General features: G+C 41.9%; 21 protein-coding genes. 5 read left to right on the top strand and 16 right to left on the bottom strand.

Features of this window, described 5'->3' with window-relative positions; all coding sequences use genetic code 11:
• Positions 1–7 precede the first annotated feature (7 nt).
• On the top strand, positions 8–934 hold the full coding sequence (locus AC1F2U_RS03830; RefSeq protein WP_480259901.1) for a cobalamin-binding protein: 927 nt from the start codon (positions 8–10) through the stop codon (positions 932–934).
• Between the two features lie 158 nt (positions 935–1,092).
• Here the strand turns inward: AC1F2U_RS03830 and AC1F2U_RS03825 are convergent, their stop codons facing one another.
• The 3 genes from AC1F2U_RS03825 to AC1F2U_RS03815 form a co-directional block, all read right to left on the bottom strand.
• On the bottom strand, positions 1,093–1,395 hold the full coding sequence (locus AC1F2U_RS03825; RefSeq protein ID WP_099100177.1) for a TMEM165/GDT1 family protein: 303 nt from the start codon (positions 1,393–1,395) through the stop codon (positions 1,093–1,095).
• A 38-nt stretch (positions 1,396–1,433) separates the two neighbouring features.
• Positions 1,434–1,865, bottom strand: a complete 432-nt coding sequence (locus AC1F2U_RS03820) for a TMEM165/GDT1 family protein (protein ID WP_480259900.1) — start codon at positions 1,863–1,865, stop codon at positions 1,434–1,436.
• A 99-nt stretch (positions 1,866–1,964) separates the two neighbouring features.
• Positions 1,965–2,315, bottom strand: coding sequence for a YkgJ family cysteine cluster protein (locus AC1F2U_RS03815; RefSeq protein WP_480259899.1), 351 nt, complete (start codon positions 2,313–2,315; stop codon positions 1,965–1,967).
• 242 nt (positions 2,316–2,557) lie between these two features.
• Here AC1F2U_RS03815 and psb30 point away from each other — a divergent pair, with 242 nt between their 5' ends.
• Positions 2,558–2,701 carry a photosystem II reaction center protein Ycf12/Psb30 gene (gene psb30, locus AC1F2U_RS03810; protein WP_069068686.1) on the top strand — a complete coding sequence of 48 codons (144 nt, stop codon included), beginning with the start codon at positions 2,558–2,560 and terminating at the stop codon, positions 2,699–2,701.
• 78 nt (positions 2,702–2,779) lie between these two features.
• On the opposite strand, the gene AC1F2U_RS03805 is transcribed toward psb30, so the two are convergent.
• From AC1F2U_RS03805 to AC1F2U_RS03755, 11 genes are all read right to left on the bottom strand, one after another.
• Positions 2,780–4,948, bottom strand: coding sequence for a single-stranded-DNA-specific exonuclease RecJ (locus tag AC1F2U_RS03805; protein WP_480259898.1), 2,169 nt, complete (start codon positions 4,946–4,948; stop codon positions 2,780–2,782).
• A gap of 82 nt (positions 4,949–5,030) precedes the next feature.
• The gene (locus AC1F2U_RS03800) at positions 5,031–5,456 is read right to left on the bottom strand and encodes a hypothetical protein (RefSeq protein WP_480259897.1); all 426 of its coding nucleotides are present in this window, start codon (positions 5,454–5,456) and stop codon (positions 5,031–5,033) included.
• Between the two features lie 93 nt (positions 5,457–5,549).
• Positions 5,550–6,377: a phosphate ABC transporter ATP-binding protein PstB gene (gene pstB / locus AC1F2U_RS03795; RefSeq protein ID WP_480259896.1), complete on the bottom strand. Its 828-nt coding sequence runs from the start codon at positions 6,375–6,377 to the stop codon at positions 5,550–5,552.
• Positions 6,378–6,428: 51 nt separating this feature from the next.
• Positions 6,429–7,328 (bottom strand): phosphate ABC transporter permease PstA, encoded by a 900-nt coding sequence (gene pstA, locus AC1F2U_RS03790; RefSeq protein WP_480259895.1) that lies wholly within the window; start codon positions 7,326–7,328, stop codon positions 6,429–6,431.
• A 9-nt stretch (positions 7,329–7,337) separates the two neighbouring features.
• Positions 7,338–8,279, bottom strand: coding sequence for a phosphate ABC transporter permease subunit PstC (gene pstC, locus AC1F2U_RS03785; protein ID WP_480259894.1), 942 nt, complete (start codon positions 8,277–8,279; stop codon positions 7,338–7,340).
• A 49-nt stretch (positions 8,280–8,328) separates the two neighbouring features.
• On the bottom strand, positions 8,329–9,330 hold the full coding sequence (locus AC1F2U_RS03780; protein WP_480259893.1) for a PstS family phosphate ABC transporter substrate-binding protein: 1,002 nt from the start codon (positions 9,328–9,330) through the stop codon (positions 8,329–8,331).
• Between the two features lie 75 nt (positions 9,331–9,405).
• On the bottom strand, positions 9,406–10,563 hold the full coding sequence (locus tag AC1F2U_RS03775) for a sulfate ABC transporter substrate-binding protein (RefSeq protein ID WP_480259892.1): 1,158 nt from the start codon (positions 10,561–10,563) through the stop codon (positions 9,406–9,408).
• Between the two features lie 502 nt (positions 10,564–11,065).
• The gene (locus AC1F2U_RS03770) at positions 11,066–11,695 is read right to left on the bottom strand and encodes a restriction endonuclease subunit R (protein WP_480259891.1); all 630 of its coding nucleotides are present in this window, start codon (positions 11,693–11,695) and stop codon (positions 11,066–11,068) included.
• Positions 11,696–11,846: 151 nt separating this feature from the next.
• A complete protein-coding gene (gene sbcD, locus AC1F2U_RS03765) occupies positions 11,847–13,100 on the bottom strand; it encodes an exonuclease subunit SbcD (protein WP_480259890.1) in 1,254 nt (417 codons plus the stop codon).
• Positions 13,101–13,168: 68 nt separating this feature from the next.
• Positions 13,169–13,894 (bottom strand): phosphoadenosine phosphosulfate reductase, encoded by a 726-nt coding sequence (gene cysH, locus AC1F2U_RS03760; RefSeq protein ID WP_480259889.1) that lies wholly within the window; start codon positions 13,892–13,894, stop codon positions 13,169–13,171.
• A 615-nt stretch (positions 13,895–14,509) separates the two neighbouring features.
• The gene (locus tag AC1F2U_RS03755) at positions 14,510–16,099 is read right to left on the bottom strand and encodes a DHA2 family efflux MFS transporter permease subunit (protein WP_480259888.1); all 1,590 of its coding nucleotides are present in this window, start codon (positions 16,097–16,099) and stop codon (positions 14,510–14,512) included.
• A gap of 278 nt (positions 16,100–16,377) precedes the next feature.
• Here AC1F2U_RS03755 and AC1F2U_RS03750 point away from each other — a divergent pair, with 278 nt between their 5' ends.
• Entirely contained in the window at positions 16,378–16,974 is a 597-nt protein-coding gene (locus AC1F2U_RS03750; RefSeq protein ID WP_334872330.1) for a TetR/AcrR family transcriptional regulator, read from the top strand.
• A 200-nt stretch (positions 16,975–17,174) separates the two neighbouring features.
• On the opposite strand, the gene patD is transcribed toward AC1F2U_RS03750, so the two are convergent.
• On the bottom strand, positions 17,175–17,528 hold the full coding sequence (gene patD, locus AC1F2U_RS03745; protein ID WP_480259887.1) for a heterocyst frequency control protein PatD: 354 nt from the start codon (positions 17,526–17,528) through the stop codon (positions 17,175–17,177).
• A gap of 300 nt (positions 17,529–17,828) precedes the next feature.
• Here patD and AC1F2U_RS03740 point away from each other — a divergent pair, with 300 nt between their 5' ends.
• The gene (locus tag AC1F2U_RS03740) at positions 17,829–20,099 is read left to right on the top strand and encodes a RelA/SpoT family protein (RefSeq protein WP_480259886.1); all 2,271 of its coding nucleotides are present in this window, start codon (positions 17,829–17,831) and stop codon (positions 20,097–20,099) included.
• 79 nt (positions 20,100–20,178) lie between these two features.
• Here the strand turns inward: AC1F2U_RS03740 and AC1F2U_RS03735 are convergent, their stop codons facing one another.
• Complete coding sequence (locus AC1F2U_RS03735) at positions 20,179–21,381, bottom strand: sensor histidine kinase (protein ID WP_480259966.1); 1,203 nt, start codon at positions 21,379–21,381, stop codon at positions 20,179–20,181.
• A gap of 396 nt (positions 21,382–21,777) precedes the next feature.
• Between AC1F2U_RS03735 and AC1F2U_RS03730 the strand changes: the two genes are divergently transcribed.
• Positions 21,778–22,494, top strand: coding sequence for a class I SAM-dependent methyltransferase (locus AC1F2U_RS03730; protein WP_480259885.1), 717 nt, complete (start codon positions 21,778–21,780; stop codon positions 22,492–22,494).
• Positions 22,495–22,815: the final 321 nt, after the last annotated feature.

Genomic DNA, 22,815 nt, shown 5'->3' with positions numbered 1-22,815 from the left:
TGGAGCGATGACAGATAATGATGTAAGAATTGTTTCCCTGATTCCCGGTGGAACAGAGATTTTAGCGACACTAGGGTTGGTTAATGCTATTGTGGGGCGATCGCACGAATGCGATTACCCTCCAGAAATCCTCGATCGCCCCATTTGTACCCAAGCACGTTTAAATAGTGATGCCTCCAGTAGCCAAATTCACGACGAAGTGAACAATTTGTTGCAATCTGCTCTGAGTATTTATGAAATCAAAACAGATGTTTTAGAGCAATTGCAGCCTACCCATATTCTTACTCAAGACCAGTGCGATGTTTGTGCTGTTAGCTTACACGATGTTGAAAAGGCAGTTGCGGAACTCATTGACAGTAAACCTCAGATTATTTCTTTACAACCCGATATTCTTCAGGATGTTTGGGCTGACATTGAACGAGTCAGCAACACCTTTAGCGTAGACTCGGTAAAAGTCTTAGAAAATTTAGAAGCTCGCGTCAAAATTTGTCAGCAAAAAATCCAAGGACTTTCTTTAGATGAACTGCCTACTGTCGCTTGTATCGAGTGGACCGATCCTTTGATGATCGCCGCTAATTGGATTCCTGAATTAGTTAACTTAGCAGGAGGACAGTCTTTATTTTGCGCTACAGGTCAGCCTTCTCCGATCTTGCCTTGGGAAACACTATTAACAACTAATCCCGATGTAATTGTTTTTATGCTTTGTGGCTTTGATTTAAACCGCACTCGCAAAGAAGCCAATTTATTAACTCAACGTCCAGAGTGGGAAAAACTACACGCTACCGAAGCTGGTAGAGTCTACATTACTGATGGCAATTCTTACTTCAATCGTCCAGGGCCGCGATTGGTAGATTCTCTAGAAATTTTGGCAGAAATTTTGCATCCAGAAATTTTTCAATACGGCTACAAAGGAACTGCTTGGGAACTGTTGTAAATAAAAATTCAGAACTCAGGAGCGGAGCCGGAGACGCTCCGCCTCCGGTCAGAATTCAGTATGAATTCGAGTCAGGCTGAGTGAGATTGGTTTAAAACCTTGATGCGTTCCAATCGCCCACAAAGACTAATTCTGATTTCTGGATTCTGAATTCTTCTTTAAGGTGTTTGTTCAGAATCTGCCGATGGTTCATTGTTAAATAACAGTAGGCGTGCAGCAAGAATGGCAAATCCTACAGCCGCGATCGCTTTTAAAACCCGTGTAGGTAATAATTCGGCTACTGCACCCCCTGCTAACGATCCCAACAGGCTTGTCAACAGCAATGCGCCTGCTGCACCGAAAAATACTGCACGTGGAGAATTAGAACGTCCTGAAAGTGCGATCGCCGCTAGCTGACTTTTGTCACCCAATTCTGATAAAAAAACCGTAATAAAGCTCAGTCCTAATAAATGCCAATCCATATTATTTACAGGGAGTAGGGAAGACTAATGACCAATGACTAATTACCAATAAATACATCCCAAAATAGCATTAGGGAAATTACCAACAGCATCACGCCGGCTGATTTTTCTACAGTTTTCGGGCTGAGTCGATTGGCTAGCCAACTACCTAAAAGTACACCTAATAAGCTGGTGGTTATTAGCGCCGCCGCAGATCCGATAAATACCACCCACGGCGAATGAGATTGTGCGCTCATTAAGAGAGTGGATAGCTGAGTCTTATCTCCAATTTCTGCTAGAAAAATGGTTACAAAAGTCGTACCAAAAACTACTAGCGCTGATTGCTGCTTTTGAGGACTATCGGCAATTACAGGCTGAACTGACGGAGCGATCGCAGGAGTTAAGTTAAAATCATTGCTGTCTTCCAGTTCTAGCTCGATCTCAGTGTGAGATATGCCAGACATCTCCAAAGGTGCAGAATCAAGTTTCACAAGCAGTAGTTTTGGTTGCTAGGGTGTTTTCATATTTCTATCATTTTCTCAGATTTTTGTCATAAATTGCAATCTCACACAAAAAAGGAGGGTTGGATGTCAAAGGCCAACAGCTTGGTCGAAGCGTAGTATTTCTAAACTGCGATCGCCATAAACTCCTTCTATTTGCTGGCGACAGCAGTCAATAGCAAAATCGTTGACTTCTTCTGGTTCAACCCCATACATATCTTGAAACACTTCTGATTCCACACGGCAGAAGCGCGGACGATTGGCGTAGATGCGACATTCTCGCGTGGTATGGTCGAAATTAACGCACCATCCCCCTTCGCCTACCATGCTGAGGTAGAGTTCTAGTTCTGGTGGAGAGAGGTACTCTTCCAAGTCTGGACGCTCTGCTGGATCGAGATTACAGCAGGCTCCACATTGCTTTACACATTGCCAAGTTGACATTTTGAATTAGGGATTAGGGATTGTAGAAGGGAATAGGGTACAGAGAATAGGGTACAGATTATTCCCTGTCACCTGTCACCTCTGGCCTAATCCCAATGCCCCTATTTTACGTTTTTATATCTTTTCTTATAATTTTGTTAAGTAAATTAAATCTAACAGTCCATAGCCATATATGATCGATTTCGGGTTTTCTAATTTAAGTTATTGAATTTTTTAAGACTATTGGGAGGAGAAAAGGAAAAATGTTTGACGCTGTGTCTGACTTGTTTAACGCTTTTACCAGTATCAATTGGGAAGTTATTTTCCAATTGTTGTCCGTGGCGCTCATCGTGATTGCTGGCCCAGCAGTAATCTTTGTACTGGCATTTCGCAACGGCAACCTATAAGAGTGCTGAGTGCTGACTAAGGAGTTAACAGTTAAGAGTTAAGAGTGAAAAGTTAATTAAGAATTCATAACTCATAACTCATAACTCAGCACTCAGTACTGATAAAGCTTGAAGGGCAGCTTGGATAATATTGTCATACTGTGGTTGAGAAATATCAACTTCTTTAGCGTTTTGACGATTAGTGCCCAGCAAACCAATTATATGTCCTGGCTGGATGGCTAAGACTTTGCCTTCAGAATTTCTAATTCTTAATTCTGCTTTAATACCATTTTTATAGAAACCACAAGTATATTTTCGCTGGTTGTACTCAAATGTGGTGCTTGATTGGATAGGTGGCGAAGCAAAAAATTGTTGAACCTGAATTGGCAGTCTGACTCCGATTAACTCTAGCTCGATGCTAGTGTTACCGTTAAAGTAATTTTCTCGCAGTTTGTAAGCGACATCCACTCGCGGTGGTAAGCGGAAATAGTCGCCCCAACGCCAAGCGATCGCTTTAATTTTATACTCGTGATTATCAATAGTTTGGGCAACTGTCAGTTTGATGTGACCCTTACCAACAATTTTTTGCTCAACCACTTGGACATTAGGTGTCCAGAAAACTGGATCGGGGTTGTCCATACCGCAGGGATGTAGAGCATTAAGCTGTTGATAAAGCTGTTGATTGAGATGATTGAGGTTGACTTCGGCATCAATTTTCAGCAGAGGCTTGAGATGTTCGGGTTCGAGACACTGGTTAGCAAACTCAATCAAACGCGATCGCAACGCCTGTAAATTTTCTGCTGGTAGAGAGAATCCTCCGGCTGCTTTGTGTCCGCCAAATTTCCCTAGTAAATCGTGACAATATTCCAAAGCTTCAAACACATGAAACTCTGGAATTGAGCGTGCAGAACCGCGTATATGTCCCTCATCTTCATAAGTACCGATAAACACGGGAACGCCGTAGCGTTCCACCAAACGGGAGGCGACTATGCCAATAACGCCATGATGCCAATTGGGTTGAACAACAATTAATACACGGTCTTTTTGTAGAGACGTAACAAATTCTGTCTCCACATAAGCGATCGCTTCTTGTTCAATTTGCTGACACATCTCCTGGCGAGAGGCGTTGACTTGTTCGCATTGCATTGCTCTTTCCAGCGCCACTCCCATATCGTCTGTAGTCAGCAATTCAATCACAGTTTGGGGATTACCAATCCGACCAATAGCATTAATTCGCGGCCCCAAGCGAAAACCTATATCTTCAGGCTTTAGCGATTTTGGATTTTGAATTTTGGATTTTGGACTTGTACTGAGCGTTCGCGTAGCGTCTCGTAGAGAAGTCGAAGTATTAGAAATTTTCTCCTCTGCTCCCCTGCTCCCCTGCTCCCCTGCTCCCTCATCTCCCCTCGCCTGCACGCCGCCTACCTGAATCAACGCCTGCACCCCAGCTAAATTTGATTTGGGTAAATGCTGTAAACCACGTTTCACCCAACGGCGATTTACGCCAGTTAAGGGGGCTAAATCTGCGATCGTTCCCAGTGTAAATAGTGCTAGCATCGGCTGGATCAAGCCCTTAGCCTGACCTAGCTGTTGTGCTAGAGAAACTGCCAAAATGTAAGCAACACCAACACCAGCAACACCCCGATAAGGTGAGGATTCTGCTATCAGTTTGGGGTTGAGGATAGCATTAGCTGGCGGTAATTTTTGGGGGATATCATGATGATCGGTGATAATCACTGCAAGACCAAGTTCTCTAGCTCTAGCAACTGGTTCAAATGCAGAGATGCCATTATCTACAGTGAGAATTAATCCCACACCTTCGCCGTGGAATTCTTCAACTATGCGTTTATTGATACCGTAACCTTCGTGCATCCGGCTGGGGATAGCATAATCTACCTGTGCGCCTAAAGTGCGGAGACTACGCAAAAGTAGAGCAGTGCTGGTCATCCCATCAGCATCGTAATCACCACAAATAGCAATTTTTGTTTGAGATGCGATCGCATTTTCCAACAACTCTAAACTAATCGCCAAATCTGGGAAATCTTCCAAAGGCGAAGGCAAAACTAAGGACTCTGGATTTAAAAATGCTTGTACCTGTTCTGGTGTTTCCATACCCCGATTAATCAACAGCTGGCTGACAATCGGTGAAAGATTTGTCAAAACCGCCAGCTTTTGGGCAAATTCTGGTTTTTGTGGATAAATTTGCCAGCGCTGATCGGGTAAGCGTCGGTGAGACTTTGAGAGTTCAGATACAGCTCGGTCTAGCACAATAAAAGTTAGGAGTTTTTAGTTATGAGTATTGAATTGAAAGTTGTTTCTTAACTCATAACTAATAACATTAATTTGCTATCTAAAACACGTTTATCTTACCATCATCCATAATATACAACGAGCGATCGCCCGGAGAGCGCCAAGTCGGACGGAGTTCGAGCCGCAATGTGCCAAAGTTAGGTTTTGAGACGATTGCTTGTAGTGACAAACCTTTTTCACTCCAAAATATCAGAGATGTATTTGGCTCTGTACCCTCTATTTCTTCTAAATTTAATTTCTGTCCTGGACTCAAAGATATTGCATCAGTCCCAGAGGGTTTTTGGATTTTGATTAAGTTAGGTGTGCTATTTACGACTTCAACCCTGATGTGTTGCCCAGGTATAAACTGAATTGGATGCGACCCACACTTAGAGGCACAAGTTCTAGCTAAAGTAGCACTGGGATTATTGATTGATGTAACTAGAACGGTAGCTGCAACTAAAGCAAATGACAGAGGCTTAAACATAATACACAGTATAAGTACTAAACTGAAATATTACTTCAATTTAGTACTATTAAGCCTCAGCATATTTTCCAGATTTAGAACTGTGATGTATTTTTAACCGAAGCGTCCACTGATATAGTCTTCAGCTTCTTTAGTTTGAGGAGAACTGAACATTTGGGCTGTCGGATTAAACTCAACTAATTTTCCGCGACGTTTACCATGCTCATCAATTTCTGTATTGAAGAAAGCCGTGAAATCTGCGACTCTAGAAGCTTGCTGCATATTATGTGTCACCATAATGATGGTGTATTGCTCCTTGAGTTCTAAGCAGAGTTCTTCTACTTGGCGGCTAGAAATTGGGTCGAGAGCAGAACATGGTTCATCCATTAATAATACATCTGGCTTCATGGCGATCGCACGTGCAATACAAAGCCGTTGCTGTTGTCCGCCAGATAATGCAGTTCCCTTCTCTTTGAGTTTGTCTTTGACTTCATCCCAAATAGCAGCGCGTCTGAGGGAATCTTCCACTAATTCGTCGATGTTACCTTTGTAACCGTTAGCACGCGGGCCAAAGGAAATATTTTCGTATATTGACTTGGGGAAAGGATTTGGTCTTTGAAAAACCATTCCGACTTGACGGCGTAATTTTACAGAATTGATCTTAGGATCGTAAATGTTGCGATCGCGATAATTCAGCCTACCCTCAACCTTAGCACCAGGGATTAAATCATTCATCCGATTGAAGCAACGCAGCAAGGTACTTTTACCACATCCTGAAGGGCCAATAAAAGCAATAATTTGTTTTTCAGGAATCTTCAGATAGACATCTAAAAGTGCCAGAAATCCTCCATAGTAGACCTTCACACCTTCAACATTGAATACATGATTATCTTGGTCGATTGTGGCACTATCTGATTTACTTCTACTATTGCTATAAGTCATTTTGCGTATTTCCTAATATCTGTGAAAGTATCCAATTAGATATTTAATTATCTAACGTATTGAGAAGCGTTGCCGGATATAAATTGCTACACCATTTAAAACTAAAATCAAGAGTAACAACGCAATAATTGTCGCTGCGGCTGCATCAGCAAAACCCGGTTCAGGACGAGTGATGTAACTGTAAATTTGAATGGGTAATGCCATAAATCTCTGGAACAAACCAGGGTTAAAGGTAAGAAAACCCACAGCACCGACAACAATTAGAGATGCTGCATCACCGATTGCACGGGATACAGAAATAATCACCCCTGTCAAAATACCGGGAATAGCATAAGGTAAAACGTGACTTCTGATAGTTCGCCATTTGGTGACACCTAAGCCATAGGATGCATTTCTCAAGGAATCTGGGACGGCGCGAATTGCTTCTCTAGCTGTCACAATAATCACTGGTAAAGACAACAAAGATAAAGTCAATGCACCGGAAATCAAAGCGGGGCCAAACCCAAGCAGATAATTGAAAACTCCTAAACCCAGCAATCCATAAACAATAGAAGGTACACCCGCCAGATTACTGATATTAATCTCAATAATCGCTGTCCACCAAGCTTTCGGTGCATACTCTTCTAGATATAAAGCTGCTCCTACACCAATAGGAACAGTAACCAAAATTACAATAGTTCCCAAAAGAACGCTGCTGATAATTGCAGGACGGATACCACCTTGGTCAGGAAAACGAGAAGGAGTTTCTGTAAGAAAACCAGGTGTTAAAAATCTGCCTAATCCATCTTTAAAAATATCAAAAAGTAGCAATGCTAGGATAAATAAACCAATCAGTAATCCTAATAAAAAAATTACTTCAAATACTTTTCCTAATGTTTCCCTACTTTCAACATTATCGGTAAACTCTGGTGTAGAATCTAGAGAATTATCTTGTTGATAACTTGTAGCCATACTTATTAATTAATCGTATTTTTCTTTAAAGCGATTTGCAATCCAGTAACTAACAATATTCAAAGCTAGGGTGATTATAAACAGAACAGCACCTACAGCATATAATGTCTTGAAATTGAGACTACCACGCGGACTATCTCCACCAGAAATTTGTGCCATGTAAGCTGTCATTGTTTCTATTGATTCCGCAAAATTAACAGTCAGCTTTGGCTGTAGTCCGGCGGCGATGAGGACAGTCATTGTTTCACCCACAGCGCGAGAAATACCCAGTATAATCGAGGCGATGATTCCAGAAAGTGCGGCTGGTAAAACTACTTTAAAAATGGTTTCTAGTTTAGTAATACCTATAGCATAAGATCCCTCTCTCAAAGAGCCTGGAACTGCTCGAATAGCATCTAAGCTAATAGAACCAACAGTAGGAGTAATCATTACCCCCATCATTAACCCTGCACTCAAGGCATTGAATATTTCCAGAGGGATAATATGCCGTAGCAATGGTGTGACGAATAACAGCGCAAAGTAACCATATACTACTGTAGGTATTCCCGCTAAAAGTTCCACTGCTGGACGTAAAACTGCTGCTACTTGGGGTTGAGCATACTCACTTAAATAAATAGCAGAAGATAACCCCAAAGGAATAGCAACTGCCATTGCAATAGCTGTCGTTAAAAAAGTGCCATTAATTAATGGCCAAACGCCAAAATGTCTATCTGCAAATAGAGGCGTCCATTTAGTATCAAGAAAGAATTCAGCAAAGGAAACTTCTTGGAAAAAACCGAATGTCTCCTGAAAGATAATTACAACAATACCAAAGGTAGTCAAAACCGAAACTAAAGCACAAGCAAATAAAATTACTGCAACAATCTTTTCAGAAATATCTTCAGATGGATTTTTATCCAGTGACTGTCTGGATAGTAGATAAGGATCGTCTTGAGAATTGAGATTTTGCATAAATAGCTAATTTTTAACTACATTCAGGCTACAATAACTAGAACTTTTTTTAGATAAAATTTGTGATTGGTTCACCTGGTTTTGCTTTTTTAAATTTTGTCCCCGTTTCACCAGTAGCAAATTTTTGTTTGACTTTGACATAAGCTTCATCAGGTAGTGCCACATAACCAACACTATCTACCCACTTCCAAGAATTTTCTAGATAAAAATCTACAAATTCTTTCACAGCTGGCTTGGTATCTAAGGATTTTTTACTGACATAGATGAACAGAGGACGAGACAAAGGTGTGTAGATATTTTTGATCACATTATCTACAGGAACTGGCTTTTCGCACTTTCCGGTAAGACTTTCTACAGCAACTAAATTGAGTTTTTCTTGGTTTTGAATGTAGTAAGATATCCCAACATAACCCAAGGCTGATACATCACCTGATACACCTTGTACTAAGAGGTTTTGATTGTGGCTAGGAGTGTAATCTGTACGGCCATTTTTGGCTTTGCCAGTAACAGCTTGAGTCATATAATCAAAAGTTCCAGTATCAGAAGCTGGAGCATACAGCTTCAGTTTCTCGTTAGGGAATTTGGGATTAACTTGATTCCAAGTCAATATTTTACCGTCTGATTTTGCGCCCCAAATTTTGCCAAGTTCCTTAATAGTTAGACATTTGGCAAAGTTGTTTTTACGGTTAGCAATTACGGCTATACCATCTAAAGCTATAGGTAACTCGACAAATTCAATATTCTTACTTTTACATTTTTTGATTTCTTCATCTCTTATAGTACGAGAAGCACCAGCTATATCAATATCGCCATTACAAAATTTACTGAAACCACCACCAGTACCACTTGAGGCAACACTAACTTTAGCTTCAGGTTTGCTTCTGCCGTATTCTTCCGCAACTGCTAATGAAACAGGAAAACCTACAGCAGCACCATCAATACTTACTTGACTTTTCAATTCCTGTCCACTGTTACAAGCAGTGATACTGCTGGCAACAAGCATTAAAGATGTTAGGAAAAAGCTATTCTGAAATCTGCTACGAAAGCTCATAAATTATCGATTGAGTGAGATAAAGTGACTTGGTTATCTGCAAATTGTAGAGAACGCTGCATTAAAAAACAGAGATTATGCTTTGCTTGCAGCTTGAATTTTGTCAAAAATTGCCCCATCTCCAAAAAACTTCTTCTGGATAATATCCCAACCGCCTAAATCTAAAGATGTGAATAAAGTTTTAATTGGCGGATGTTGTGATGCTACTTCTTGGCTAACGGTGGGGTTAACAGGACGATATTGTAATTTTGCGAATTCCTGTTGAGCTTCTGTGGAGTAAAGAAAATCAACAAATGCTTGTGCAACTTCTCTTGTACTGTGTTTATCGACGTTTTTATCAACTACCGCTACCGGATTATCAATGGAAATATTGACTTGGGGTACAACATAAGGCAACTTTGTCCCATTTTTACCCGCCAAAATTACCTCATTTTCGTAGTTGATTAAGACATCTCCCTCACCTTTTTGAAAGAATAAATCGCTAGCCTCACGGGCATCTTTCGTTAGAGTCGGGGTATTCTTATAAACTTTGGTGACATAATCTAGCGCTGTTGCTTCATCACCACCTGTTAGAGTTACCGAACCCCAGAAAGCCAAGAATTCCCAGATAGCAATACCAGAAGTTTTTGGGTTAGCTGCAATCACTTTCACGCCATCTTTAGCCAAATCTGCCCAAGTCTGAATGCCTTTCGGGTTGCCTTCGCGAGTAACGATCGCAGCAACCGATCTACTAACGATACCACTTCTCGGAGCTTTGGTTTCCCAACCTGATTTGATCAAACCTGCCTGTTGAATTTTGTTGACATCCAGAGGAAGTGCCAAATGTACTATGTCTGCTTCTTGCGAACCGTTAATGACAGCAGCCGCTTGAGCGCCAGAACCGCCATAACTTTGCTCAAAGGTGACGTTTTGGTTATGTTCTTGCTTCCACTTTTCGATAAACTTGGGAATTATCTGGTCATGAGCGGCTTTGGTGACAGAGAAAGATACGAGTTTTAACTTAACATCATTTTTGCTAGCTGAACTGCTTCCCGAACAGGAGGCAACTGCTATACTTAAAAAAATACTTATTAAAAACAAACTCACAAAGCTTTGGATACTGCGTCCATTTAACCAACTTCTAATTGTGTGTTGATACGATAGTTGCATAGTCCGCAAGGCTCTCATGGCATAAGCCTGTATCCCCTCACTCAGGAATGTACTTAATTGTGTTGGTTGTTGCGACTTGCTCATCAGAATCACCCCTAAATCTACGGTATTTCTACATGGATACCGTGATTATGAAAATTATAGGGTATATAGAATAATATTTATCATCTGGATTAAATTTTTTTGACTAAGTAAGAATTTCTCAGCAAAAGTAGCAAATAAATCTGATTTACCAAGGCATTTCAGAAGACGGTTTTTTTTGCTGGAAAGCGAAACAATCTGATTGCATACATAATATTTGCTAAAAAATATGTGATTAGTAATACAAAACAATAGTGAAAACTCAATTTTATTTTGACACTTGGGAATTGACTCATATCTCAACTGCGACTCGTTGTATACCAACAAAGTCTAGTGAATCCTGCTTTTCTTCCTCAAATTCTAAACAAAGTTCAATCGCTTCTCTAAATACGCTCCATTAGCTCATCTAAAGTTTGGGCTTGCGTATGACAACATCGATAGTATATTATCTGATTATTGAAAGAGCGATCGCGCATCCTGTGAGAATATATAATCGCGATAAGGTTTAAGCACCCACCAACTGATTCAGGCGTTTCAATATACGTAGCACGTCGGACAATTCATTTCCAGGGTTACGCATCAAAAAACCCTTTGATAAAGCATAACGTGGTGGATTTCCTTTCACTAATTTGACGAAAATGAACTCGCTTCCCGTGGCAATCATACCAAAACTAGGTTTATCGTTATCGCCATTTCCTAACAGATAAGCAAGAATTTGTGCGAGTCCTTGTTCGACTGAAAACGAAGCTCTTTTAGACTCAATAATCATCACCCAAAATTGCTCTTTTAAAACTAAGGTATCTATTCTACCTTTGATAATTACATCTTCATCTGGCACAGCAATATCTATAGATTCTTCTGATTTTACATAAAACGGAGCTAGATAAAAATCCCCAATAAAAAGCAATGGGTCTACAACTGCCATTCTGACTACATCTTCTAGTAAAGGTGGGTAATTAAGAAGATTAAAATAACCCGTTTTTACCTTATCTAAAAGTTGTTTATCTAAATCATTTATTTCTGGTAAATTTTCTTGCCATTCAAGAAAGAATGAGCTATCCAAAACTAACTCAATACCAAAGTTATCAATTAAATAGCGTAAGTCGATGACATTTGCTTGGATTGTTTGCGTCATATATTTTGGAGAATGGAAAATAGGGCTTACACAAAATACCTCTAAAACTCTGATTTCTCCGTGCCCTTCGCGCCTCTGCGGTAGCCTGCGGCAAGCCGAAGCGTCTACGTTATTCCATAATAATTAATTTTTAATTACAAATTATTTTAACCTACTCATTAGTTGCTGCTTCCAGCCAAACTTCCACATCATCTGCTAACAACTTCTGGGCTGCATCCATCATTGAGGTTGCGATGTCTTTGAGGTCTTCGCGATTGTTCAAGTAAGTTTTTAACGCTTCCATTGGGTCGATGCTGCTACTTGCACTCAATTCAGGAATCCGGGGACGAGCTAATTGACTGACTAATTCTGCTTGAATGGTGTAGGTATGAGCGGGACTTAAAGCAGTATGTAGAGAGGAACTGTCAATTAAATCCATTTGCTCGGAGCGGAGTTTGTAAATTAGCCGCACTACAGCATCTTGAATATCATACTTGGCGATCGCTTTCATTAACACCGCTTGCGGATCGTCTGCTTTTGAGACATCCACTTCAATGGTGCGGAAAGTCCGAACTGTTAAGGGACAAAATTCCCACTCAGCGCTTCCCCGCTCCAGTTCCAGCATCACATAGCCTTTGTCTTCTTTTTCTTCACTAAAATCTACCCGTTCAATACTCCCTGGATAAATCACCGGCGGGTTGTTAGATTTATTCAGATTTTGGTGGCGGTGAACGTGTCCCAACGCTACATAATCAAAACAAGGTCGCGTCAGCAAAGATAGGGGTAGAGTAAAGCCTTTACCTACTGCCAAAAATCTTTCTGCACCCAAGCTAGCATTGTCAGCCATCAAGTGAGCCAAAAGGATAGTAGGTACATCGGGGTCAAGACGGCGAACTTCCCCTTCTAAAACAACTCGCAGGCGTTCTGTTAATAGTTGGTTGACTTCCGCCAAAGACAAACCTTCAGTTTCTTGGCGAGTCATCAAAGTCGAACGAGTCAGCCAGGGGAGGGTGATTACTTGCACTTTGCCATTACGGGTTTCGATGCAGTGAGTAGTTACTGTGTCACCAACAACAAACCCTGGCACTCCCAAAGTGCGGTAAATATTTAAACTCGCCCCTCCCTGTCCTTGGGAATGTTGGTCGTGGTTGCCAACCAACAGCACTGTCGGAATATTGGCATCCATGAGACGGCGAAACTGGCTGGCAAAAGCTTGTTGTACATAAGGCGGTGGTGTAGCATCTGGGAAAGCATCGCCACCAAATATCACCATATCGACGGCATCTGTTAGCGCTCGGTCAATACATATAGACAAGGTATTGACAAAATCCTCCAACCGTGTATTCAATCCCGTCGCAGGATTAATTCGTCCGTGGGAGAAGCCACTTCCCATGTGGATGTCAGAGAGATGGAGGATTTTAATCATATTTGTCCTTTGTTCTTAGTCATTTGCCCTTTGTCTAATACTAATGACAAATAACAAATGACCAATGACTAAATATGAATTCCGCATTCTGTTTTATCACTTCCTCGCCAGCGTCCGGCGCGTTCATCTTCGCCTTCACCTACTTTAGTGGTGATGGGTTGGTCGCCGATGCTGGGATAACCTTGGTCGTGGAGGGGGTTGTAGATGACTCCATGTTCAGCTACGTAAACCCAGCTGTCTTGGCGTGTCCAAGTAGCAATGGGATTTACTTTCAGCCGACCTTTACCGTCGAATTCAAATATGGGCATATTCGCACGGGTTACTGCTTGGTCTCGGCGGCGTCCGGTAATCCAAGCGACACTGTTTAGATCGTCTAAACCCCGTAACAGTGGTTCAATTTTTGTAATGTGGTGGAATTGGGCAATATCCGTGTCCCAAAGTTTGTCGCCGTATTTGGCTTCAAAGGCTTCGCGGGTGTCTACATCTGGAGTTTTGAAAGTTTGCAAATCCAGATTATAGATTTGTTTAGCTTTGGCAACTAATTCTAGGCTTTGAGGGAAGTGGTGCAAAGTATCGAGAAAGATTACAGGAACGGGATGCTTCAGTTCGCTGTAAAGAATATGGGTAATTATCATGTCATCCACGTTAAAGGCGCTTGTTTGCACCAGTCCCGTTGGGATATTTTCTATAGACCATGCCAATATGTCTTTGGGTGTGGCACTTTCAAATTGCTCATTTAATTTTTCTAAGTCAAAAGCGATCGCTTGGTTTCTAGATGCCGTGGAGACTGTCATGATAATCTTCTATTCAAATATTTCTACCTTGATTAAGATCGATCTTACTCCATCAAGACACGTATTCCGCTCGGAGATAAGGTAATTATTTTGTGTGGAAATTACTACATTTTGAGAATGGAGAATGAAGAGCGAGAACAAGATAAATAACCATCTTCAGTATTTAGTAATAATTAATACACTATTTAAAATGAAAAATTTATTAAGAAACGTTACGGTAATTTAAGTTTTACAGTATTTTTATAGATATTTATACTGATTTTGATATGGTTAAGGAACTATTAATAAAAGGGATTTTACTTAAATGAACAACGCAAAATTCAGCAATCCATTAGGCCAGTCTATAATTATGGGCGCTTTAATGATGTTAACCAGCGTTGGGGTTATTACAATCATGAACTTTTTCTAAGATCGAGATTTATCATTTTAGTAATAAGACTTCACATAGTCCCACTCAGTTTTGAGTGGGACTTTTACTTTTTTCATTCGGATCAATCAATGTGTATTAATTTTCTGCTATCACTTTCGGTAGAGAATAATCCAGAAGCCGTGTTATTACGTAGTTTTGCAGTCAGAGAATTTAGAATAGGGATGCGATCGCTATTTACCTTACTCCTAGTGACCGACTGGCGCTTTCACTCCTGCACCGCCTTTACCCAGAAATAGCAACAGAGGTAATGAGCAAAGAAACCCTATCCCGACCACTCGAAAGCAATCTGCGTAAGACAAAACCGCAGCTTGAGTATCTACTGTTTGACTTAATAAAGCTAGTGCTTGTTGTTGCGCTGTTGTCGCATCCATGCCTTGACCTTGGAGTGCCCCATTGAGGAAATCGAGGCGCTGACTGGTTTCTGGGTCATAAGGACTAAGTTTTGCTAATAGGATCGCTCGATGAAAAGCTTCTCGTCGGTCAAGCAAAGTGGTGAGTAGAGCAATGCCAATGCTACCACCCAATTGTCGAGTCAGGTTGTAGAAACCAGAGCCGGCAGAAATATCCTGTTTGGGTAGCGGGCCTAAAACTGCCAAACTCAAAGGCAGAAACATCAACACAGTAAAAGCCCCGCGCCATACCAATGGCCAAAATAAATCATCTATGCCAGTTTGTGGGGTAATTGCTGCGAGTTGAAACATGACTCCAGACGATCCGACAGCGCCCATTGCAATTAAAAATCGGGCATCAATTTTACTAGACAGTTTGCCTAATAAAACCATAACGATCGCAGACGCTAAAGCACCAGGCGCTAACAATAGTCCTGTCTGCGTCGCCGTAAAGTGCAGCACACTCTGAGCAAATATCGGCACAGCAAAGAGTGTGCCATAAAGCCCCATACCCACCACTGCTGAGAGAACGCTTCCCGCAGCTAAAGAACGGTGGCGCAAAACTCTTAAATCCACAGCAGGGTGATCTGTTTTCACTTCTTGCCAAATAAACAACCCCAAGCCGATAATACTGGCGATCGCTAACGTGGTAATAAAACTGGAGGAAAACCAGTCCTCTTTCTCTCCTTCCTCTAACAAAGTTTGCATACAGCCAATAGCGATAACTAAAAATCCAATCCCGAACCAATCGACGGCTTGGCTTTGTGTCTCACTCTTATCTTTGTCTTTGGGCAAAAATACCACTGACATCGCCACTGCAACGATCCCGAAAGGAATATTAACAAAGAAAATCCACCGCCAGCCCAAACCATCTACCAAAAATCCTCCTAAAGTTGGGCCGATGGCTGGGCCAGCAATTACACCTACCCCAAAAACTGCCTGTGCTAAACCCTGTTCAGCAGGTGGAAAAGTCTCGAACAAAATCGCCTGGGCTTTAGCTAGCAACCCCCCACCACACAAACCTTGAAGAATTCGAGAAAAAACTAGCATCGGTAAATTAAATGCCAAACCGCATAAAACCGAGGACAGGGTAAAGCCAATCAACGAGAAGATAAAGTAGGTTTTGCGTCCAAAGTAATCTCCCAGCCATGCAGATAAGGGAATTAAGACGACATTTGCGATCGCATATCCAGTTACCACCCAGCCGACTTCACTAACAGTTGCACCCAAACTAGCCTGTATATCTGTCAGGGCAACGTTAACAATACTAGTATCAATTACTTCTAAAATTGCACCCAGAGAAGCTGTAAAAGCGATCGCCCACTTCAATGGGCCGTGGACATAACCAAATTCGTCAAAACTAGAACTTTTAATGTTGGTAGCCATTATTTAGCACAAATAATATTTGGGAGATGTCAAGGAATGCCAAAGCTAAAATTAAGTATTGTATATATACGCTACGGTAGCGTATCATATAAAAACGGTCAAGAGAGTTTTTCCTGAAAAGCGGCAGAAATACCTATGCTAAAGATGGATGGTCATTGCTGCTGTTTTAGTGCATGAGAATTGGGTTATGAGGCTTATTTCCTTTCCCAGAAGCTATGTTCTATGCCCAAAAGTAGAAGCAAATGGCCAAGAAGATATTGCTTGGGGATGATATTTTTATGAGTAAGCAAATCAACAGCACCTCTGGACGCCCACGCAGCATCCACGCCGATCAAGCGATTTTGCAAGCAACTTTGGATCTGCTTGCAGAGGTAGGATATGAAAGCATGAGTATAGAAGCGATCGCTTCTCGTGCCGGAGTTGGTAAAACAACCATCTATCGGCGTTACACTTCCAAAGAAGAACTAGTTGCAGACGCGATAGAAAGTCTCAGAGATGATTTAGCGATCCCCGATACCGACAGCTTTTGGGGAGACATGGATATCCTGATTAAGAATGCCGCCAAAAAAATAGATAGTCCCCTTGGTCGTCAGACACTTGCGCTGATTGTTAGTACAGCGTCTAGCAATCCTCAATTTGCCGAGGTTTATTGGACAAAATATACGAAACTCAGACGTGAAGCCTTTTCTAAAATACTTGAACGTGCCAAGTCTAGAGGCGAAATTCACAAAGACGCAGACGTAGACTTAATTATCGACCTTGTAAGCGGTTCACTATATTATGCACTGATCTTCAAACCCACAACCGAGCCAGTAGAAGCATACATGCGCCGCACTATGAATCTTTTGATAAAGGGAGTAGGGAGTAGGGAGTAGGGAACAGGGGGCAGGGAGCAGGGGGCAGGGGGCAGGGAGCAGGGAGCAGGGGGCAAGGGAGAAGAGTTTTCCCCTCCGCCCCCCGCACCCCGCCCCTCTGCCTCTTTTCAATCCCCAATCCCAACTTGTTAGCAAAATAACTTTCCATCATAGGTCAGAAATGAGATGATGGAGGGATTAGAGAAAAAGGTGAACAATTGTTATTTTTCTCCTTCCGCTTCTGGTTGCAGAATGGCATGACAGTATTGAATGAGGGTTGTCAAGCGATCGCTAATCGTTTGAAGTCTCGTTTGTGCAGTCGATGCTTGCCGCGCTCCTTGGAAAAACATCACATCTATTGCCAACAAGCGCAATTGCTTGCTCATCTCCGTTTGATAAGACTGCACTCGCCAGTTTTCATCAGCCAAAGGCACAATCTGTTGCCCGAAAAATTGCTGCAACGTGGCTACACGCTGCCGCAATTCTGGCGCAACGATTTGGGTAGTTGTGGCATCGGAGCGTAATTGCTCTAATAAAGTTACGAATGCCAGATATTTCTCACGGTTTAAAGACATCCAGTGCTAGTTAAGATAGTATTAATGTCAAGTAATTTTTCTTCTACAATAAACTTTCTTAAAGACTTATCAGCACTAGAAGCCTCAAATCTTGATTTGGGGCTTTGTTTGCCATCAATGGATTTTCTTTCTTTAACGATTCTTGAAATTCAAACTGGATGACTACCACTGGCAATTGGAGAATCGTCCTTACACTGCTTTTTCCAACCCGTCTTTAGGCAACAGCATCTTTATCAGGGCGATGCTGCTAGTTTTATTTATCATTCACTTATCTACCGATCCTCTCTAAACCCAAATTGTATGAGCAGTATAGCGATAAATTCATCAGTTGACCTTGCCATTCCCGAATGGTTAAAAAAATGTTTGAAGGAGTCATCGACAACTAGCGGCGCAGGGGAAGATGACCGAAGACATAATGATGCCGTCTTAATTGGTCGGGCATTTGAATTTGCTTACCAACTGCATGAAGGTCAATACCGCAAATCTGGAGAACCATACATTGCTCATCCCATTGCTGTGGCTGAATTGTTGCGTGACTTGGGAGGCAGTGCTGCTATGATAGCAGCTGGATTTCTCCATGATGTCGTTGAAGATACAGAAGTTACAAGTCAAGAAATAGAAGAACGCTTTGGCGCAGAAGTGCGGCAATTGGTCGAAGGTGTCACCAAGCTTTCTAAAATTAATTTCACCAGTAAAACCGAAAGCCAAGCCGAAAACTTCCGGCGGATGTTTTTGGCAATGGCGCAAGATATTCGGGTAATTGTGGTGAAATTGGCAGATCGTTTGCATAATATGCGAACTTTACAATATATGTCAGAGGCCAGCCGCCGCCGCAGTGCCCAGGAAACGCGAGATATATTCGCACCCTTAGCCAATCGCTTGGGGATTTGGCGAATTAAATGGGAACTGGAAGATTTGGCTTTTAAGTATTTGGAACCAGAAGCTTACCGCCAAATGCAAGAGCATGTTTCTGAAAAACGGACGGCGCGAGAAGAGAAATTGGCTAGAGCTACGAACATGTTGCAAGAGCGTTTGCAGCAAGCCGGAATCCACTTTCAGGAGATCAGCGGTCGCCCCAAGCACCTTTATAGCATTTACCAAAAAATGCACCGCCAGCAAAAGGAATTTCATGAAATTTACGATTTGGCAGCGCTGCGAATAATTGTTCAAACCAATGAAGAATGTTATCGGGCGTTGGCGGTGGTTCATGATGCTTTTCGCCCAATTCCTGGCAGATTTAAAGACTATATTGGACTGCCAAAGCCTAACCGTTACCAGTCATTGCATACTGGGGTGATTGGATTAACTGGCCGTCCTTTAGAGGTGCAAATTCGGACAATCGAAATGCATCATATCGCCGAGTATGGGATTGCCGCCCATTGGAAGTATAAAGAAACAGGTGGTTCTAGCATTAGCCATTTGACAGGCACAGATGACAAGTTTACTTGGCTGCGGCAACTGCTGGAATGGCAAACCGATCTTAAGGATGCCCAAGAATATCTTGATAGCGTCAAAGATAATCTATTTGAAGATGATGTCTATGTCTTCACCCCTAAGGGAGATGTTGTTCCTTTAAGTCCTGGTGCTACCACTGTAGATTTTGCTTATCGCATTCATACAGAAGTCGGAAACCACTGTTCAGGGGCACGGGTAAATGGGCGAATGGTGCCATTGTCAACGCGGCTGCACAATGGCGATATTGTAGAAGTTCTCACCCAAAAGAACTGCCATCCGAGTTTAGATTGGTTGAACTTTGCCAGAACTTCGGCGGCGAAATATCGGATAAAACAATGGTACAAGCGATCGCGCCGGGAAGAAAATGTCGCCCGTGGACGGGAATTATTAGAAAAGGAACTTGGTAAAACTGGTTTTGATAGTCTGCTGAAGTCGGATGCGATGCAGATTGTCGCCGAAAAGTGTAACTACCACAGCGTGGAAGATTTGCTCGCTGGTTTGGGTTACGGAGAAATTACGTTGAACCTAGTATTAAATCGCTGGCGAGAAGTAGCGAAGGGACAACAACCAGTTTCCACTGTGCCGCTATTTGTCCCCAAAGAACCAGCGACATCAAAAGCTTTGCGAGATGCACCTCCAACTACCTCACGCTCCACTGATTCGCCAATTTTTGGGGTGGAAGGTTTGGTATATTATTTAGCTGGGTGTTGTACCCCGATTCCTGGCGAACCGATTATTGGTGTGGTGACGCGAGGTAGGGGGATTTCGATTCATCGCCAAGGATGCCATAATCTGGAGACTGTAGAGTATGAGCGCTTAGTACCAGTTAGGTGGAACCCAGCCGCCGAAAATAGTGGTCGTCCGCATACGTACCCAGTAGATGTTCAAATTGAAGCTCTGGATCGTGTAGGGGTGCTAAAGGATATTTTGTCACGCTTGAGTGACCAAGGGATCAACGTCCGTCATGCCCAGGTAAAAACCTCTACTGGTCAACCGGCATTGATCGACTTAGGAATAGATATACGCGATCGCTCTCAACTAGAGCAAGTCTTCATCCAAATTAAAAAAATGAGCGACATTTTGAATATTCGCCGCGTTGGTCAAATTGACGAGTAGACGCGCCAGTTTGGTGCGTTAACAGAGTGTAACGCACCAGTTTAAGTTGCGATTTCACTTTCAAATTTCGCTGAAATAGTCAGCCGTGGTTATAGGTGAGCGCTTCTAATGGCAAAATTACAGTAAATGTAGATCCTTTTCCTAGCTGTGAATCTACTTTAATTTCACCATCCATTAACTGAACCAATCGAGAGACTATTGCTAAACCTAATCCTGTACCATCAGAAGTTTGCACTTGGGGAGCAGTTACTTCCCGAAAATAAGGATTGAAGATTTGTGCTTGAGCATCTAAAGAAATACCAATACCAGTATCAGTAACAGAAATAGCCCACTGCTGTTGAGATACCGTCCAGCACTGCAAATGAATTGAACCAGATTCTGTGTAGCGAATTGCGTTACTCAGCAGATTTGTCAAAATTTGCTGAAGCCGAAGCGGATCTGTGATAACCTGGCTTGGGGCGCGTTCGAATTCAACAACCAAGGATAATTCTTTAGCACGCGCTAATGGTTCAATCATCTCTAAAACAAAGTTGATTAAACTACGCACATCGGTTAAAGTAGGCTGCAATTTCATCTGTCCGGCATCATAGCGCGAAATTTCTAGAGTATCGTTAATTAACCGGACAAGAAGTCTACTATTCTTGAGAACTCGCTCGATACTTTCAAGATTTGCATAAGTATCTTTGATATCTGATTGTTTACGCTGCTGGCGCAGAAATAAGTCTGCGTAACCGATGATTGAAGTCAGGGGCGTTTTCAGTTCATGAGCCAAATGAGAGATACTATCTTTATTAGCGCGAACCAAACGAGTTAGTTCTTGGTTAGTCAACCGCAATTGACTTTGGACTTGTTTAAACTCTTGTAATCGTCCTTGAGTATAACTGTTAAAACAACGCGCGATCGCTTCATCAATTACTGTATCAATCAGGCGAACAGCCCTTAGCACATCTTGTGCAGATCCTTGTAATAAATCTTCTTCTAAAAAGGAAAAAATCACAAACCGGAGTAAACGATACTCTCGCGCAATTTCGGCTGGTTCAAATCCCTGTTGGGCGCGGAGTGTGCCGTGTTCTAAACTTGCATCTACTACTGTCTGCAAATCGCTTGTTTCCGATTCAGAAAGTACTGTTGCTAATGCTTTCAAAACGCGGGGTAAGCTATCCCGTACAGCATTGAAAGTAAGTTCATTAGTCGCTTCAATTTGTTGATCCTGGTAAACCGCTTCTACCCATTGCTCAAGAATGGCATCACTTTTCGCAATTAGAGTCTGACTAAAATCCATCTTCTGCTTAACCAAACACAGCGAAGCCTGTTCCACTATAGCTAGATTAGTACGTTTAATGTCAAGTTCGCACCTGAGACAAGATAGAGGTTAGTGAAAAGACAGGTTCTTACTGAACTAATTACTTCAGCTTATTTCACCATAAATGAAATGTAAGAGCGATCGCTAAGAAGACTGTCGCAAAGAAATGAGCAATGCGGAAATGATTACAACGGCAATAATCGCGGCAATATTTTTTGATGGCCAGCAATATCGTACGTTGTTTTTGAAAAAATATATTTTAGCCCATATAGCCCATATATTTTAATAATAAAAGTTCCTCCTTTCGATGTAGCATATACCCCAGTAATAATGGATGATTAATATTGATTAATTTGTCTATTTTTTCCAAATCCTATGCAACAGGTATTTCCCGGAGAAGTATTCGCCAACACTGCGGATTTTGACACTGGTATTCGCCAACTATTACCGCGATACGATGAGATGTTGGAGGTAATTACCCGTTGTTTAACTTCTACAAGTCGGCGTATTTTAGAATTAGGTTGTGGTACAGGCGAACTTAGTCTCAAGATACTCAACCGCTTTCCAGATTCCCAAATAATTGCCCTAGATTACTCACCTAGAATGTTGCAATTTGCTCAAGATAAAATCACAGCAGATGGATATCAACAACGCTGGACTGGTATACAAGCAGATTTTGGCGACTGGGCAGATAATCCAGAGAACTTGGATATTGGTAGCGAATTTGATGCTTGTGTCTCATCTTTGGCAATTCACCATCTCCAAGATGAGATGAAGTTGAAATTATTTGAGCGAATTGCTGCTAGCCTCACTCAAGATGGCTGTTTTTGGAATGCAGACCCTACTTTACCAGAATCACCAGCCTTAGCAGAAGTTTACAAAGCGGCACGAGAGGAATGGGCAGTTGAACAGGGAATTAATTTGACAGAGATTCGCGCTAAACGTGCTACCAGCACTACTCAAGGTTACTCTAGTCAAGACCAGCTAGCTAGCTTAGAGACTCATTTCCAAATGTTGAGCAAAGCTGGATTTAAGACAGTTGCAGTACCTTGGAAATATTATGGTTTGGCGGTGTTTGGTGGCTATTTGTGAAAATTCTCGGTTTTGGATGCCTAGATTTGAGATTAGCCTGTCTCCAATAGGCATTTATCGCATTAACAGCTTGATAGTAACAAAACAGCAATAAATAATATTATTTCTCTTGATCGGAACTAATATATAAACGCATTAGGTCTGTAAAGGAGGTCTTGCTAACTCACACAAGAGTTTTAGCTGAAACTTGGGGTAATTAAGCTGGCTTGGTGTTTTTATACAATATTTCCACAACAGAGGTACCCGTGAGGATACTATCAATCCTCTACAGACCTATCCGAAAATACAGAGTAGAAAATTTACTTCAGAAAAAACCAGGGA

The sequence above is a fragment of the Nostoc sp. LEGE 12454 genome (genome assembly GCF_056620565.1).
Note: the sequence above shows the minus strand (reverse complement) of the source record. Positions and strands in the feature narration are given on the sequence as shown.

Excerpts from the sequence above, each read along its gene's own strand:
- AC1F2U_RS03830 (WP_480259901.1), top strand. The coding sequence starts at position 8 with ATGACAGATAATGATGTAAGAATTGTTTCCCTGATTCCCGGTGGAACA.
- AC1F2U_RS03825 (WP_099100177.1), bottom strand. The coding sequence starts at position 1,395 with ATGGATTGGCATTTATTAGGACTGAGCTTTATTACGGTTTTTTTATCA.
- AC1F2U_RS03815 (WP_480259899.1), bottom strand. The coding sequence starts at position 2,315 with ATGTCAACTTGGCAATGTGTAAAGCAATGTGGAGCCTGCTGTAATCTC.
- psb30 (WP_069068686.1), top strand. The coding sequence starts at position 2,558 with ATGTTTGACGCTGTGTCTGACTTGTTTAACGCTTTTACCAGTATCAAT.
- AC1F2U_RS03800 (WP_480259897.1), bottom strand. The coding sequence starts at position 5,456 with ATGTTTAAGCCTCTGTCATTTGCTTTAGTTGCAGCTACCGTTCTAGTT.
- pstB (WP_480259896.1), bottom strand. The coding sequence starts at position 6,377 with ATGACTTATAGCAATAGTAGAAGTAAATCAGATAGTGCCACAATCGAC.
- pstA (WP_480259895.1), bottom strand. The coding sequence starts at position 7,328 with ATGGCTACAAGTTATCAACAAGATAATTCTCTAGATTCTACACCAGAG.
- pstC (WP_480259894.1), bottom strand. The coding sequence starts at position 8,279 with ATGCAAAATCTCAATTCTCAAGACGATCCTTATCTACTATCCAGACAG.
- AC1F2U_RS03780 (WP_480259893.1), bottom strand. The coding sequence starts at position 9,330 with ATGAGCTTTCGTAGCAGATTTCAGAATAGCTTTTTCCTAACATCTTTA.
- AC1F2U_RS03775 (WP_480259892.1), bottom strand. The coding sequence starts at position 10,563 with ATGAGCAAGTCGCAACAACCAACACAATTAAGTACATTCCTGAGTGAG.
- AC1F2U_RS03770 (WP_480259891.1), bottom strand. The coding sequence starts at position 11,695 with ATGACGCAAACAATCCAAGCAAATGTCATCGACTTACGCTATTTAATT.
- sbcD (WP_480259890.1), bottom strand. The coding sequence starts at position 13,100 with ATGATTAAAATCCTCCATCTCTCTGACATCCACATGGGAAGTGGCTTC.
- cysH (WP_480259889.1), bottom strand. The coding sequence starts at position 13,894 with ATGACAGTCTCCACGGCATCTAGAAACCAAGCGATCGCTTTTGACTTA.
- AC1F2U_RS03755 (WP_480259888.1), bottom strand. The coding sequence starts at position 16,099 with ATGGCTACCAACATTAAAAGTTCTAGTTTTGACGAATTTGGTTATGTC.
- AC1F2U_RS03750 (WP_334872330.1), top strand. The coding sequence starts at position 16,378 with ATGAGTAAGCAAATCAACAGCACCTCTGGACGCCCACGCAGCATCCAC.
- patD (WP_480259887.1), bottom strand. The coding sequence starts at position 17,528 with ATGTCTTTAAACCGTGAGAAATATCTGGCATTCGTAACTTTATTAGAG.
- AC1F2U_RS03740 (WP_480259886.1), top strand. The coding sequence starts at position 17,829 with ATGAGCAGTATAGCGATAAATTCATCAGTTGACCTTGCCATTCCCGAA.
- AC1F2U_RS03735 (WP_480259966.1), bottom strand. The coding sequence starts at position 21,381 with ATGGATTTTAGTCAGACTCTAATTGCGAAAAGTGATGCCATTCTTGAG.
- AC1F2U_RS03730 (WP_480259885.1), top strand. The coding sequence starts at position 21,778 with ATGCAACAGGTATTTCCCGGAGAAGTATTCGCCAACACTGCGGATTTT.